Genomic DNA, 14,150 nt, shown 5'->3' with positions numbered 1-14,150 from the left:
CCGCTCGTGCGAAAATATTCCACTTTACCGAAATTCGGAAATGGCGTATGTGTCGCCCATCCCGGCTCATTCTTGAGGGGCGATCATGAGGTCGTCATTGTCGCGAGCCGGGCTTGCGGTGGACGCGGCAGCGTCGGGCGCGAAAGGCGCGAAAGGTGCGGGCAGGGAGGGTAGTCCCCGGTGAGCTCGTGGCCGCGCGCGGACGAACGGCGCTGCCAGGCTTCGTCTCGCCTGTAAGTTTCCGGCTCCGTCGACAGGGCCGGGAAAACTGCGGCGAAATGGCGGGCCGTGCGTACGGCAAAACCGTGTGGTCCTGGCCGTCGTTGCTACGGTCAAGCCCTTGCGAATGCGGCAGTCGCGTCAACCGGCGCGGCGCCGGTGAATTTCGCGAGGGTGAGGGAGGCCAGAACGAACTCGGCTCCCGGGAGAGCACGGCATAAGCCGTCCGACCATCGCGCAGGGAAGGCCGAGTGATTGGCACCACCTGTATGCTGCTGTGCGGTCTCTTTGCGCTACATTTTCGCGCAGCGGACCGCGGGTGCGAGGTCAGCACCCGGTCTTCCCTGCGCCCTCTTGATCGAGAGGGTGGGTGACCAAGCAAAGCTCGGGCGAATTCAGCCGCGAGAACGCGAAGGCGTGTCTGCGATTTGAAATGCGAGCCGAACGAGCGACGCTGCTGAGCATGCGCCACACTCCGCTCTCGTGCCCCGGACGCAGCGCAGCGTCCCTTTGACGGTGCGCTGCAGAGCCGGGGCCCATCCATCCACGCGGTGCCATGCTGCCCCGGATCCCGGTTCTGCGCCGCAACGCTTACGCGTTGCAGCTTGCCCGGGACACGAGAATGACGTCATCGTCATTGCCCCCTTTCACAACCACGTGTCTTTATTCGGAAACGTCCATTCCCTATTATGCCGCAATGCAAAAGGCTGCCCGCCGATCTCAGTCTGCCCGTCGTCCCGGCCGCCCCCGGGAGTTCGACATGGACACCGCGCTCGACCGCGCCGTGCGCGTGTTTCGCGAGCGGGGCTACCATGCCACCTCGATCGGCGATCTCACCGCGGCGATGCGGCTCGCCACCGGCAGCGTGTACAAGGCGTTTCGCGACAAGCATGCGGTGTTCCTCGCCGCCTTCGAGCGCTACACGGCGCTGCGCCAGGAGCAGACCCGCAGCGCGGCGGCGCGGGGCGCAAACGGCCGCGAGCAGATCCGCAACGTGCTGTTGTCCTATGTCGAGCACTCCCAGGGAATCGAGGGACGGCGCGGCTGCCTCGTGGTCGGCAGCGCCGTCGAGCTGTCCGCGCATGACGCAATGGTCGCTGCCCGCGTCAACGCGCAGCTCGCGACCAACGAAAACTTCATCGCCGGCCTCATCCGCGACGGGCAGGCCGACGGCTCGATTCCCCGTCATGTCGCAGCCGACGACACCGCGCGGCTGATGCTCTGCATCACGCAGGGGATGCGCGTCGTCGGCAAGGCGCGCCTGCCGCTCGACGGGGAGCGCCTCGTCGGCGTCGCGATGAAGCTGCTCGCCTGAATTCTTTGTCATAATAGGGAATGGTCATTTCCTATACCTTATCTGGAGTCCATGCGAATGACGATGAATGCCACGATCGAGACCGCACCCGAACCGGATGCGGTGTCGCAGCGCCTGACCTTCGTGCTCGCCGCGGCCTGTGGCATGATCGCCGCCAACATCTATTATGCCCAGCCGCTGATCGCCCCGATCAGCGCTGCGCTCGGCCTGTCGCATGCCGCGGCGGGACTGATCGTGACGATGACGCAGATCGGCTACGGCACCGGGCTGCTGCTGATCGTGCCGCTCGGCGATCTCGTCGAGAACCGCGCCCTGATCTGCTCGGTGATCACGCTCGGCGCTGCGGCGCTGCTCGCCGCCGCGTTCGCCACCCATGCGCTGCCGTTCCTGATCGCCGCGCTGTTCATCGGCCTCGGCTCGGTGGCCGTGCAGATCATCATTCCCTATGCGGCGCACCTGGCGCCGGCAGCCATCCGCGGCCGCGTCGTCGGCAACGTCTCGACCGGCCTGATGCTCGGCATCATGCTGGCGCGCCCGGTGTCGAGCTTCGTCACCGCGGCCCTGTCGTGGCACGCGGTGTTCTTCTGCTCCGCCGCGCTGATGATTGTGCTCGCAGCCGTGCTCTGGATGACGCTGCCGAAGCGCAAGCCGGTGACGCGGATGCACTACGGCGAATTGCTGCTGTCGATGCCGCAGCTGGTGCGGGCCACGCCGCTGCTGCGGCGCCGCGCGCTCTATCAGGCGAGCCTGTTCAGCGCCTTCACCCTGTTCTGGACGGTGGCGCCGCTCCAACTCGCCGGCGAGTTCGGCTTCTCCCAGCGCGGCATCGCGCTGTTTGCGCTGGTCGGCGTCGCCGGCGTGTTCGCCGCCCCGATCGCCGGCCGCCTCGCCGACCACGGCCATAGCCGCATCGCGACGCTGGTCGCGATGCTGCTCGCAGCCGGCGGCTTCCTCGTGACCTATGTCGGCGCGCCCGGCTCGATGCTGAACCTCGCCTGTCTGGTGGTGGCTGCGATCGCCATCGATATCGGCGTCCAGGGCAATGTCGTGCTCGGCTTCCGCGCCATCTTCGCGCTCGGGCACGAGCACCGCAGCCGCCTCAACGGACTCTACATGGCGACGTTCTTCGCAGCCGGCGCGGCCGGCTCCGCGGTCGGAGCCTTCGCGTTCGCGCAAGGTGGCTGGGCACTCGCATCGGCCATTGGCCTTGCGCTGCCCGTCGCCGGCCTGCTCTATGCGGCCACCGAGTAGCCGCCGGTATGGCCGAACTGTGCGATGCGGCCTGTTCGCCAGCCCCGCGAGGACGCAATTTCCGTCTCGCGGCCCCGACGCCGCTGTAGTAAATTGGTTGTAAACGCACCTGGTTAACGGGCGGCAGGGGGAGGCGGATGAGGCGTGCGAGGCTGTTCGGCGTAACGTGGGTACGGCCATGGTCGTGGCAGGCGTTTCTGCTCGGGCTGGCCGTCGTCGCAATGTCGGCCGTGCTTCAGGGCCTCTGCGTCGCGCTCGGCGCGAAGCTCTATTTCGCAGCGTTCCTGCCCGGCCTGTTCGTGCTTGCGTTCGTGGCCGGCGCGCCGGCGGCGGCATTTGCCGCGCTGCTCACCATTCCGCTGGTGTGGTGGGCGTTCATTCCGCCTTTCTTCGCCTTCACTGCGCTGACCAGCGCAAGCGCCGATTCCATCAACCTGTTCTGCTTGCTGGCCATACTCCTGATCGGCCTTGCCGATCTCTGCCGCAAGACGGTGACGATCATCAGAAGCGGCGGGCTGAAGCCTTCCGGCGAGAGCGCGGCAACGAATCCGCAATAAACCCCCACCGCGCGCGTTGCGCCCGCGCAACAGTCCGGCAACCATCCGCGAACTTGCCGCGCGCCGCTAACTTTTCGAAAAAGATTTGGCCGCAGTTTCTCCCGCGGGAATGACGAGGGAGTTTTCGGACATGAACGGTCACGCCATCTTGGAGAACGTGCGGCGCTACCGCGGCATCGCATCGCTCTATCGCCAGACCGCCGCATTCCGCCCGGGCCAGAGCTGGTCACTGCTGGAGCAGGCGAGGGAATGGGAAGCGCGGGCGCTGTCGGAGCTGGAGGCCTATTTCGCGACGCGTACGGACTGCAGCGCCCCGCTCGCGGCCTGATCGCCGGCCATCGGCGCGGCCGTGAGCCGGCTCGCCGAAGGCGCGATCGCCCACGGGACAATTACGGAGTTGTCTGCGCGTTCTTGTATGCTAGCAACGGGCCGATCGAGATCTCCTTCACGTCGGCCGGGGCAAGCGATGACCACCTTCAACCGCATCTTCACGACGCAGCGTCTGCTCCAGATCATCGTGGTGCTGGCGGCGACCGTCGCCATGAAGCTGATGAGCTGAGCGCTGGCCTTCTATCGCCCGCCGAGTTCGGGCACGTCGGGCAGGTAATTCGACCCTTCCGAGCCCAGAAAATCGAACATCGCCTGCGCCGGCGGCAACAGCACCTTGTCGCTGCGGCGGATCACGTACCATTGCCTGACGATCGGCAGGCCGGCGACGTCGAGCACGACGAGCCGGCCCTCGGCGAGCTCATGCGCCACGGTATGGGCCGAGATGAAGGCGATGCCGAGCCCGGCGATGACCGCCTGCTTGATGGTCTCGTTGCTGCTCATCTCCATGCCGATGATCGGCTCGAGATCGGACTTCTGGAACAAGCCCTCCATCAGCGTCCGCGTCCCCGAGCCGGGCTCGCGGGTGAGGAAGGTCTCGTGCACGAGGTCGGTGAGGTTGAGGCCGGAATCCTTCTCCAGCCAGTGCCCCTTGCGGGCGACGATGATGTGCGGATTGCGCCCGAGCTGGCGGACGTCGACGGTGACGTCGGCCGGTGGCCGACCCATCACCGCGAAGTCGAGGTCGTAGCCGTGCATGGCCTCGCGGATCTCCTCGCGATTGCCGATGGTCAACTTGATCTCGATCTTGGGGTAGCGCCTGGAGAACGCCGCGATCGCATGCGGCACGAAATATTTCGCGGTCGAGACCGCGCCGAGCTTCACCGTGCCGCCGGTCCGCCCCGCGAGCAGGTCGAGCGCGCCCTGGCAATCCGTGATGGCGGCCTCGACCCGCTCGGCCAGCGCCAGCACCTCCTTGCCCGCTTCCGTCAGCAGCATGCCGTCGCCGGTCCGCTGCACCAGCGGCAGGCCGGCGAGGTCCTGCAGCTGCCGGAGCTGCTGGGTCACGGCCGGCTGCGTCAGCCCGAGGTGGCTGGATGCCGCCGTCACGCTGCCCTTGGTCGAAAGCGCCGCGAGCGAGCGCAGCTGCCGGATCGTCAGATGCCGGAGCTGGGCCGCCGCGTGGCCGGGACCATTATAAGAAAATTCTTTGAGGCTCATTATGAATAGAAATTTTCCTTATTAAGCCGCCCCTGTCAATCTCCTGATGCCGGGACTGATCGCACCGACCTCCAGCGGGGAGGGAAACTGGATGCGGCGCCGACGGAGGGGATGGACGCAGATGACCGGGCAACTCAGGCTGGACGACCACCTTCAGCGGAATTCCGAGACCGCATCCCACGCGCTGGCGGTGGCGGGCGCGGTGGATGCCATCGCGGCAGCCGCGATTGAGATCGCCGATCTCATCGGATCCGGCGATCTCGCCGACGCCTCGGGCCTGACCACGGGCCGCAACAGCGATGGCGATCTCCAGCGCGATCTCGACATCCAGGCCGATGCGATCCTGCGCCGCTGCCTCAGCCGGCTGCCGATCGCGGTGCTGGCGTCGGAGGAGATGCGCGAGGCCCAGATCGTCGATCGTCAGGGGCGCATCTGCATCGCGATCGATCCGCTCGACGGCTCCTCCAACATCGACATCAACATGACCGTCGGCACGATCTTCTCGATCCTGCCGGCGCCCGATGATCTCTCGCTCGCTTTCCATCAGCGCGGCTCGGCGCAGCTCGCTGCCGGCTTCGTCACTTACGGTCCGCAGACCTCGCTGGTGCTGACGCTCGGCGACGGCGTCGACATCTTCACGCTCGACCGCAAATCGGGCTGCTTCCGCCTGGCGCGCAGCGCGGTCCAGATCCCGGAGGCCTGCGAGGAGTTCGCGATCAACGCGTCGAACCGCCGGCACTGGGATCCGCCGGTGCGCGCCTTCGTCGACGAGTGTCTCGCCGGCGTCGACGGGCCGGCCAACCACGATTTCAACATGCGCTGGATCGGCTCGCTGGTCGCGGAAGCCTATCGCATCCTCACCCGCGGCGGCGTGTTCCTCTATCCCTCGGACGCGCGGCCCGGCTATGGCGACGGCCGCCTGCGCCTCACCTACGAGGCGCATCCGATGGCGATGGTCATCGAGCAGGCCGGCGGCTCGGCCACGACCGGGCGCGAGCGCATCCTCGAACTGTCTGCGCAGAGCCTGCACCAGCGCGTCCCGCTGATCATGGGCTCGAGCAACGAGGTCCGGCGCGTCGAGGAGCTGCATTGCGATCCGCTGCTGGTTGCCAGCGTCTCTGCGCCGCTGTTCGCGCGGCGCGGCTTCTTCCGGCTCTGAGCGAGGCGCGCCATGTCCAGGAAGCACCCGATCATCTCCATCACCGGCTCCTCCGGCGCCGGCACCACCTCGGTCAAGAAGACGTTCGAGCAGATATTTTTCCGCGAGAAGGTCAACGCCGCCTATATCGAGGGCGACGCCTTCCATCGCTACGACCGCGCCGAGATGCGCGCGCAAATGGCCAAGGAGGCCGAGCGCGGCAACAAGCATTTCAGCCATTTCAGCCCCGAGACCAATTTGTTCGAGGAGCTGGAGCGAGCATTCCGCGATTACGGCGAGACCGGCACCGCGGTGACGCGGCACTACGTGCACGACGCCGAAGAGTCGGCGCTGCACGGCGCGCCTCCCGGCACGTTCACCGAATGGAAAGGGCTGCCGGAGAATTCGGACCTGCTGTTCTACGAAGGCCTGCACGGCGCCGTGGTTACGGACAAGGTGAATGTCGCGCGCTATGCCGATCTGAAGATCGGCGTCGTGCCCGTGATCAATCTCGAATGGATCCAGAAGCTGCACCGCGACCGCAGCGCGCGCGGCTATTCCACCGAGGCCGTCACCGACACCATCTTGCGGCGGATGCCGGACTACATCCACTACATCTGCCCGCAATTCACCGAGACCGACATCAACTTCCAGCGCGTGCCGACGGTGGACACCTCCAACCCGTTCGTCGCGCGCTGGATCCCGACGCCGGACGAATCGATGGTCGTGATCCGCTTCAAGAACCCGCGCGGCATCGACTTCCCCTATCTGCTCTCGATGCTGCCGCAAAGCTGGATGTCCCGCGCGAACTCGATCGTGTGTCCGGGCGCGAAGCTCGACCTTGCGATGCAGCTGATCCTGACGCCGCTGATCATGCAGCTGATCGAGCGCAAGCGAAACCTGAAGTGAACGAGGAGAGAATCCGATGAACATCTCCGTCCACGCCGAAGCCGACCTCACGGCGGTCACGCACCACGATCTCGCCAACGCTGTCCGCTTCCTCGCGGTGGACGCCATCGAGACGTCGCAGTCCGGTCATCCCGGGCTGCCCATGGGCATGGCCGATGTCGCGACCGTGCTGTTCTCGCGCTTTCTGAAATTCGACTCGGCGCATCCGAACTGGCCCGACCGCGACCGCTTCGTGCTGTCGGCGGGCCACGGTTCGATGCTGCTCTATGCGCTGCTGCATCTCACCGGCGGCGACGTCGGCCTCGACGATATCAAGGCCTTCAGGCAGTGGGGCTCGAAGACGCCGGGGCATCCCGAACATGGCCACACGCCCGGCGTCGAGACTACGACGGGGCCGTTGGGGCAGGGGATTGCGACCGCTGTCGGCATGGCGCTCGCCGAGCGCATGGCCAATGCGCGGCATGGCGACGGCCTTGTCGACCACTTCACCTATGTCGTCGCGGGCGACGGCTGCCTGATGGAAGGCATCAGCCAGGAGGCGATCTCGCTTGCCGGCCATCTCGGGCTCGGCCGGCTGATCGTGCTGTTCGACGACAACGGCATCTCCATCGACGGTCCGACCTCGCTCGCGACGTCGGACGACCAGCTGGCGCGCTTCGCCGCCTCCGGCTGGTCGGTGCGCCGCGTCGACGGTCATGATCCCGAAGCGGTGGCGCAGGCGATAGCGGAGGAGCGGGAGACTCCGAAGCCGTCGCTGATCGCCTGCCGCACCATCATCGGCTATGGCGCGCCTGATAGGCAGGGCACGGAGAAGGCGCATGGCGCGCCGCTCGGCACCGAGCAGACGGCGGCGGCGCGCCGGAATCTCGGCTGGGACTATCAGCCCTTCGTGGTGCCGATCCCGCTCCAGAAGGCCTGGCGGATGATCGGGCAGCGCGGGCAAGTCGATCGCCTCGCCTGGCTCGATCGCTACGAAGCTGCAACGCCCGAGCAGCGCGATCTGTTCGTCGAGGGCAAGGCCGTGGCTCTGCCCGCCGCCTATGCGCTGGCCGCGGCGAAATTGCGCGAGCGCTTTGCCGGCGAGCGGCCAAAGCTCGCGACGCGGCAGGCCTCGCAACAGGTGCTCGACGGCATCGCCGGGACAATTCCCGGCCTGGTCGGCGGCTCCGCGGACCTGACACATTCGAACCTCACGCATGCCAAGGCGCAGGCGCCGGTCGGGAACGGTGCATTCGGCGGCGACTACATCCATTACGGCATTCGCGAGCATGGCATGGCAGCTGCGATGAACGGCCTCGCGCTGCATGGCGGCTTCATCCCGTACGGCGGCACGTTCCTCGCGTTCTCCGACTACAGCCGGCCGGCGATCCGGCTTGCGGCCCTGATGCGGCTGCGCGTGATCCATGTGATGACGCACGACTCCATCGGACTAGGAGAGGATGGCCCCACGCACCAGCCGGTCGAGCATCTGGCGGCGTTGCGCGTGATTCCCAATCTGCTCGTGTTCCGGCCGGCTGATGCCGTGGAAACGCTGGAGGCCTGGGACTGCGCGCTGGCGGCGGAGCATCGTCCGTCCGTGTTGTGCCTGTCGCGGCAGGCTTTGCCTACCTTCCGCAGCGATGCGCGCGGAAAAAATCGCGTCGCGCGCGGTGCCTACCTCGTTGTCTCCCCGGACGGCGGCCGCGACGTGACATTGGTGGCGACCGGCTCGGAAGTCTCGATCGCGATCGACGCTGCCCGCCTGCTCGCCACCGAGCACATCCGTGCGGCCGTCGTCTCGGCACCCTGCTTCGCGCTGTTCGAGGAGCAGCCGGAGGATTACCGCGCCTCCGTGCTCGGCACCGCGCCGCGCGTCGGCATCGAGGCGGCGGTGCTGGGCGACTGGCCACGCTGGATCGGCGCCGACGGCGAGTTCGTCGGCATGCGCGGTTTCGGCGCCTCGGCGCCTGCGCCGGTACTGTACCGCGAGTTCGGCATCACGCCGCAAAGCATTGCGGAAGCCGCCCGCCGGGCGATTGCCCGCAAGAGACAATAAGGAGGACGTCCCGTGGCCCGTATCACACTTCGCCAGCTGCTCGATCATGCCGCCAGCCACGGTTATGCCGTGCCGGCGTTCAACATCAACAATATGGAGCAGGGCATCGCGATCATGCAGGCGGCGGCCGAGGTCGATGCGCCCGTCATCATCCAGGCCTCGCGCGGCGCGCGCAGCTATGCCGGCGATCTCATGCTCTCGCACATGATCAACGCACTGGAGCGGACTTATCCCGATATCCCGCTCTGCATGCACCAGGACCACGGCAATGACGAGGCGACCTGCGCCTCGGCCATCGCCCACGGCTTCACGTCGGTGATGATGGACGGCTCGCTCAAGGCCGACGCCAAGACCGCGGCCGACTATGACTACAACGTCGCGATCACCCGCCGCGTCGTCGATCTCGCCCATTGGGTCGGCGCGTCGGTCGAGGGCGAACTCGGCGTGCTCGGCTCGCTCGAGCACGGCGGCGGCGAGCAGGAGGATGGTCACGGCGTCGAGGGCAAGGTCAGCCACGATCAGCTGTTGACCGATCCGGACCAGGCCGTCGATTTCGTCCGCGCAACGAAGGTCGACGCCCTGGCGATCGCGATGGGCACCTCGCACGGCGCCTACAAGTTCAGCCGCAAGCCCGATGGTGACATCCTGGCGATGCGCGTGGTCGAGGAGATCCATCGCCGGCTGCCGAACACGCATCTGGTCATGCACGGCTCCTCCTCGGTGCCGCAGTCGCTCCAGGACATGTTCAACCAGTTCGGCGGCGAGATGCCGCAGACCTGGGGCGTCCCGGTCGAAGAGATCGTCCGCGGCATCAAGAGCGGCGTGCGCAAGGTCAATATCGACACCGATTGTCGGCTGGCGATGACGGCGGTGTTTCGCAAGGTGGCGGCGCAAAGCCGCAGTGAGTTCGACCCGCGCAAGTTCCTCAAACCGGCGATGGATGCGATGCGCGAGCTTTGCCGCGAGCGCTTCGAGCAGTTCGGCACCGCCGGCCATGCGAGCAGGATCAAGGTGGTCCCGATGAGCGAGATGGCGCGGCGCTATCGCGCCGGCGAGCTCGATCCGCGCATCGACGCCCGCGAGCCCGTAGCGGCCTAGTCAATCAGAAAGAGCAGAGAAGAGAGCAGGAGAGAGACATGAACGCACATGCAGGCACGGTCCGTGGCAAAGAGCGCTATCGCTCCGGCGTGATGGAGTACAAGCGTATGGGCTATTGGGAGCCCGATTACGCGCCAAAGGACACGGACGTCATCGCGCTGTTTCGCGTTACCCCGCAGGAGGGCGTCGATCCGATCGAGGCCTCTGCTGCGGTGGCCGGCGAATCCTCGACCGCGACCTGGACCGTGGTGTGGACCGATCGCTTGACGGCGGCCGAGAAGTATCGCGCCAAGTGTTATCGCGTCGATCCGGTGCCGGGCACGCCGGGCTCGTACTTCGCCTACATCGCCTATGACCTCGACCTGTTCGAGCCGGGCTCGATCGCAAACCTCTCGGCCTCGATCATCGGCAATGTGTTCGGCTTCAAGCCGCTCAAGGCGCTGCGCCTGGAAGACATGCGCTTCCCCGTCGCCTATGTGAAGACGTTCCAGGGGCCGGCGACCGGCATCGTGGTCGAGCGCGAACGCCTCGACAAGTTCGGTCGGCCGCTGCTGGGCGCAACGGTGAAGCCGAAGCTCGGTCTATCCGGGCGCAACTATGGCCGCGTGGTCTATGAGGCGCTGAAGGGCGGGCTCGACTTCACCAAGGACGACGAGAACATCAACTCGCAGCCCTTCATGCACTGGCGCGACCGTTTCCTCTATTGCATGGAGGCGGTGAACCGGGCGCAGGCCGCCTCGGGCGAGGTGAAGGGCACCTACCTGAACATCACCGCGGGCACGATGGAGGACATGTACGAGCGCGCGGAGTTCGCCAAGGAACTCGGGTCGTGCATCGTCATGATCGACCTCGTGATCGGCTACACCGCGATCCAGTCGATGGCCAAATGGGCGCGCCGCAACGACATGATCCTGCATCTGCACCGCGCCGGTCACTCGACCTATACGCGGCAGAAGAGCCATGGCGTATCGTTCCGCGTCATCGCCAAATGGATGCGGCTCGCCGGTGTCGACCACATCCATGCCGGCACCGTGGTCGGCAAGCTGGAAGGCGATCCCAACACCACGCGCGGCTACTACGATGTCTGCCGCGAGGACTTCAACCCGACCAAGCTCGAACACGGCCTGTTCTTCGATCAGTCATGGGCGAGCCTCAACAAGATGATGCCGGTCGCCTCCGGCGGCATCCATGCCGGCCAGATGCACCAATTGCTGGATCTGCTGGGTGAGGATGTCGTGCTGCAATTCGGTGGCGGCACCATCGGCCATCCCATGGGCATTGCGGCGGGCGCGACTGCCAATCGCGTGGCGCTGGAAGCGATGATCCTCGCCCGCAACGAGGGCCGCGACTACGTCCACGAAGGGCCGGAGATCCTCGCCAGGGCGGCCCAGACCTGCACGCCGCTGAAGGCCGCGCTCGAGGTCTGGAAGGACGTCACCTTCAACTATCAATCCACCGATACGCCGGACTTCGTGCCGACGGCGCTGGAAACCGTCTGAGGAGAATTGAGATGAAGATCACCCAGGGCTGCTTCTCGTTCCTGCCCGATCTGACTGACGAGCAGATCACCAGCCAGGTGCAGTATTGCCTTGCCAACGGCTGGGCGGTGAACATCGAGTTCACCGACGATCCGCATCCTCGCAATACCTATTGGGAGATGTGGGGCCTGCCGATGTTCGATCTCCAGGACGCCGCTGGCGTGATGATGGAGCTCGCCGAGTGCCGCAGGGTATATGGCGACCGCTACATCCGCATCAGCGGCTTCGATGCCAGTCATGGCTGGGAATCGGTGCGGATCACTTTCCTCGTCAACCGGCCGAAGCAGGAGGCGGAGTTCGAGCTGGTGCGGCAGGAAGCGGCCGGACGCGCGATCCGCTACACCACCGTGCGAAAGCCCCCGGCCCACGCCTCTCAATAGCCCTTCTCCTCCGCGCGGAGCTCTCCCTGCTCCGCATCCTTGGCGGACCACTGCTTCGCCGCTCCCAGCGGCGAAGCTCTTTTCTTCGAGGTGCCGATGCTCGATGTTCCCCATGCAAAGATGACCGAACAGAACGAGACTCGTTTCGATCTCCGCAAGGAGGCCGAAGCGGCCGGGATCACCGATACGCTGCAACAGCTCGATCAGGAGCTGATCGGGCTCAAGCCGGTGAAGGACCGCGTGCGCCAGATCGCCTCGCTGCTGCTGGTCGAACGTATCCGGCAGCGCGCGGGCCTCGCCTCCGCGCCGCCGACGCTGCACATGTCGTTCACGGGCAATCCCGGCACCGGCAAGACGACCGTGGCGCTACGCATGGCCAGGATCCTGCACGGCCTCGGCTTCGTGCGGCGCGGTCAGGTGATCTCCGTGACGCGCGACGACCTCGTCGGCCAGTATATCGGCCACACCGCGCCGAAGACCAAGGAGATCCTGAAGAAGGCGATGGGAGGCGTGTTGTTCATCGACGAGGCTTATTATCTGCATCGGCCCGATAACGAGCGCGACTATGGCCAGGAATCGATCGAGATCCTGCTCCAGGTGATGGAGAATCAGCGCGAAGACCTCGTCGTGATCCTCGCCGGCTATGGCGAGCGGATGACGAGCTTCTTCGCCTCCAACCCCGGCTTCCGCTCGCGCATCGCCCACCACGTCGAATTTCCTGACTACGCGGAAGCCGAACTGCTCGTCATCGCCGAGCTGATGCTGAAGGAGCGAGGTTATCGCTTCTCGGCAGCTGCGCGCGAGGCGTTCGAGAGATACATCACGCTGCGCCGGACCCAGCCGTTCTTCTCCAACGCCCGCTCGATCCGCAACGCGGTCGACCGCATCCGCCTGCGGCAAGCCGATCGTCTGGTGTCCGATCTCAATCGCATGCTCGATGTCGCCGACCTCGAGACCATCGATCCCATGGACGTTCTTGCGAGCCGCGTCTTCAGCGGCGGCGCCGACGCGCGGAGTGCAAAGCCATGAGCGAAGACATTCTCATCGCCTCCTCGATCCTGGCGGCGGATTTCGCCCGTCTCGGCGAGGAGGTCGCGGCGATCGATGCGGCCGGGGCCGACTGGATCCATTGCGACGTCATGGACGGGCATTTCGTGCCGAACATCAGTTTCGGTGCTGACGTCATCAAGGCGATCCGGCCGTTGACGAACAAGGTCTTCGACGTGCATTTGATGATAGCGCCGACCGATGCCTATCTCGAGGCGTTCGCGAAAGCCGGAGCGGACCTCATCACGGTGCACGCCGAAGCCGGCCCGCATCTCGACCGCTCGCTCCAGGCGATCCGCTCGCTCGGCAGGAAGGCTGGCGTCAGCCTTTGTCCGTCGACGCCTGAGGCGACGATTGAATACGTGCTCGACCGTATCGATCTCGTGCTGGTGATGACGGTCAATCCGGGCTTTGGTGGCCAGTCATTCATCTGGTCGCAGATCGAGAAGATCAAGCGGATTAGGACCATGATCGGCGAGCGGCCGATCCATCTCGAAGTCGATGGCGGCGTCACGCGCGACAATGCCGCTGCCGTGGCCGCAGCGGGCGCCGATACGCTGGTCGCGGGTTCCGCCGTGTTTCGTGGCAGGAGCGCCGCCGAGTATGCCGCTAATATTGCGGCCATTCGTGCCGCCGCCGAGGCCGGCCGAGTTCCGCACCTGCAGAACAGTTCTGCGCAGCGGATGCGCGCAAGCGATGGAGGCCGTAACCGATAGACCAGCGAAGGCCGAACGTTCCTTGGCGCAATTTGGAACTTCGACCCGCGTACGCATTTCCCAGGAACGAGCCGAGATCAAGCGAGGGTGGGCGCAGCAAATCTTTTGCACAATCGCCATCGGCCTGACGTAAATTAAGACAATAACCTCGGCAGATGCGAGGGAGGGTCTCATGGAGAACGTACGTCGCTACCGGGCGCTGGCGTCCCTCTGTCGTCAGCAGGCGGCCTACCGGCCGCTCCAGACCTGGGAACTCCTCGGCCAGGCCGAACATTTCGAACACCTCGCCGAAGTCGAACTCAAGGCGCATTTCGACGCGTGCAATGTGCAACGCAACGGGGACGTCGCCGCGCCCCCGCCCTGGGAGGCTCCTGTCGCGGCGTAAAGGCGCCACCCGGC

14 protein-coding genes are annotated in these 14,150 nt (G+C 65.9%); 13 read left to right on the top strand and 1 reads right to left on the bottom strand.

Annotated features, from left to right (window positions below; all coding sequences use genetic code 11):
• Positions 1-916: 916 nt before the first annotated feature.
• The 4 genes from XH96_RS29875 (at position 917) to XH96_RS29860 (ending at position 3,670) form a co-directional block, all read left to right on the top strand.
• A complete protein-coding gene (locus XH96_RS29875) occupies positions 917-1,534 on the top strand; it encodes a TetR/AcrR family transcriptional regulator (protein ID WP_194389144.1) in 618 nt (205 codons plus the stop codon).
• 57 nt (positions 1,535-1,591) lie between these two features.
• Positions 1,592-2,785 (top strand): MFS transporter, encoded by a 1,194-nt coding sequence (locus tag XH96_RS29870; protein ID WP_194389143.1) that lies wholly within the window; start codon positions 1,592-1,594, stop codon positions 2,783-2,785.
• A gap of 137 nt (positions 2,786-2,922) precedes the next feature.
• The gene (locus XH96_RS29865) at positions 2,923-3,342 is read left to right on the top strand and encodes a DUF4118 domain-containing protein (RefSeq protein ID WP_194389142.1); all 420 of its coding nucleotides are present in this window, start codon (positions 2,923-2,925) and stop codon (positions 3,340-3,342) included.
• Between the two features lie 130 nt (positions 3,343-3,472).
• Entirely contained in the window at positions 3,473-3,670 is a 198-nt protein-coding gene (locus XH96_RS29860) for a hypothetical protein (protein WP_194389141.1), read from the top strand.
• Between the two features lie 242 nt (positions 3,671-3,912).
• Here the strand turns inward: XH96_RS29860 and XH96_RS29855 are convergent, their stop codons facing one another.
• The gene (locus XH96_RS29855; protein ID WP_194389140.1) at positions 3,913-4,890 is read right to left on the bottom strand and encodes a LysR family transcriptional regulator; all 978 of its coding nucleotides are present in this window, start codon (positions 4,888-4,890) and stop codon (positions 3,913-3,915) included.
• A 121-nt stretch (positions 4,891-5,011) separates the two neighbouring features.
• Between XH96_RS29855 and XH96_RS29850 the strand changes: the two genes are divergently transcribed.
• The 9 genes from XH96_RS29850 to XH96_RS29810 all read left to right on the top strand — a co-directional run bounded on the left by XH96_RS29850 (position 5,012) and on the right by XH96_RS29810 (position 14,136).
• A complete protein-coding gene (locus XH96_RS29850; RefSeq protein ID WP_194389139.1) occupies positions 5,012-6,049 on the top strand; it encodes a class 1 fructose-bisphosphatase in 1,038 nt (345 codons plus the stop codon).
• Positions 6,050-6,061: 12 nt separating this feature from the next.
• Positions 6,062-6,937, top strand: coding sequence for a phosphoribulokinase (locus XH96_RS29845; protein ID WP_028176944.1), 876 nt, complete (start codon positions 6,062-6,064; stop codon positions 6,935-6,937).
• Between the two features lie 16 nt (positions 6,938-6,953).
• Positions 6,954-8,972, top strand: a complete 2,019-nt coding sequence (gene tkt, locus XH96_RS29840) for a transketolase (protein WP_194389138.1) — start codon at positions 6,954-6,956, stop codon at positions 8,970-8,972.
• A gap of 12 nt (positions 8,973-8,984) precedes the next feature.
• Entirely contained in the window at positions 8,985-10,070 is a 1,086-nt protein-coding gene (fba, locus tag XH96_RS29835) for a class II fructose-bisphosphate aldolase (RefSeq protein ID WP_194389137.1), read from the top strand.
• Between the two features lie 38 nt (positions 10,071-10,108).
• Positions 10,109-11,569, top strand: coding sequence for a form I ribulose bisphosphate carboxylase large subunit (locus XH96_RS29830; RefSeq protein WP_194389136.1), 1,461 nt, complete (start codon positions 10,109-10,111; stop codon positions 11,567-11,569).
• Between the two features lie 11 nt (positions 11,570-11,580).
• Positions 11,581-11,988, top strand: coding sequence for a ribulose bisphosphate carboxylase small subunit (locus tag XH96_RS29825; protein ID WP_194389135.1), 408 nt, complete (start codon positions 11,581-11,583; stop codon positions 11,986-11,988).
• A 96-nt stretch (positions 11,989-12,084) separates the two neighbouring features.
• Entirely contained in the window at positions 12,085-13,017 is a 933-nt protein-coding gene (gene cbbX / locus XH96_RS29820) for a CbbX protein (protein WP_194389134.1), read from the top strand.
• The gene (gene rpe / locus XH96_RS29815) at positions 13,014-13,751 is read left to right on the top strand and encodes a ribulose-phosphate 3-epimerase (protein ID WP_194389133.1); all 738 of its coding nucleotides are present in this window, start codon (positions 13,014-13,016) and stop codon (positions 13,749-13,751) included. Before cbbX ends, rpe begins: the two co-directional genes overlap by 4 nt.
• Before the next feature lie 172 nt (positions 13,752-13,923).
• Entirely contained in the window at positions 13,924-14,136 is a 213-nt protein-coding gene (locus tag XH96_RS29810) for a hypothetical protein (RefSeq protein ID WP_194389132.1), read from the top strand.
• The last annotated feature ends 14 nt before the right edge of the window (positions 14,137-14,150 follow it).

Origin of the sequence: Bradyrhizobium sp. CCBAU 51765 (assembly GCF_015291725.1) — a bacterium.
GTDB classification, from domain to species: domain Bacteria; phylum Pseudomonadota; class Alphaproteobacteria; order Rhizobiales; family Xanthobacteraceae; genus Bradyrhizobium; species Bradyrhizobium liaoningense.
The sequence above is the reverse complement of the archived record's forward strand: the minus strand, read 5'-3'. Positions and strand labels throughout refer to the sequence as shown.

Coding starts and splice junctions, on each gene's coding strand:
- XH96_RS29870 (WP_194389143.1), top strand. CDS start 1,592: ATGACGATGAATGCCACGATCGAGACCGCACCCGAACCGGATGCGGTG.
- rpe (WP_194389133.1), top strand. CDS start 13,014: ATGAGCGAAGACATTCTCATCGCCTCCTCGATCCTGGCGGCGGATTTC.
- XH96_RS29845 (WP_028176944.1), top strand. CDS start 6,062: ATGTCCAGGAAGCACCCGATCATCTCCATCACCGGCTCCTCCGGCGCC.
- XH96_RS29865 (WP_194389142.1), top strand. CDS start 2,923: ATGAGGCGTGCGAGGCTGTTCGGCGTAACGTGGGTACGGCCATGGTCG.
- XH96_RS29855 (WP_194389140.1), bottom strand. CDS start 4,890: ATGAGCCTCAAAGAATTTTCTTATAATGGTCCCGGCCACGCGGCGGCC.
- tkt (WP_194389138.1), top strand. CDS start 6,954: ATGAACATCTCCGTCCACGCCGAAGCCGACCTCACGGCGGTCACGCAC.
- cbbX (WP_194389134.1), top strand. CDS start 12,085: ATGCTCGATGTTCCCCATGCAAAGATGACCGAACAGAACGAGACTCGT.
- XH96_RS29875 (WP_194389144.1), top strand. CDS start 917: ATGCAAAAGGCTGCCCGCCGATCTCAGTCTGCCCGTCGTCCCGGCCGC.
- XH96_RS29830 (WP_194389136.1), top strand. CDS start 10,109: ATGAACGCACATGCAGGCACGGTCCGTGGCAAAGAGCGCTATCGCTCC.
- XH96_RS29810 (WP_194389132.1), top strand. CDS start 13,924: ATGGAGAACGTACGTCGCTACCGGGCGCTGGCGTCCCTCTGTCGTCAG.
- XH96_RS29850 (WP_194389139.1), top strand. CDS start 5,012: ATGACCGGGCAACTCAGGCTGGACGACCACCTTCAGCGGAATTCCGAG.
- XH96_RS29860 (WP_194389141.1), top strand. CDS start 3,473: ATGAACGGTCACGCCATCTTGGAGAACGTGCGGCGCTACCGCGGCATC.
- XH96_RS29825 (WP_194389135.1), top strand. CDS start 11,581: ATGAAGATCACCCAGGGCTGCTTCTCGTTCCTGCCCGATCTGACTGAC.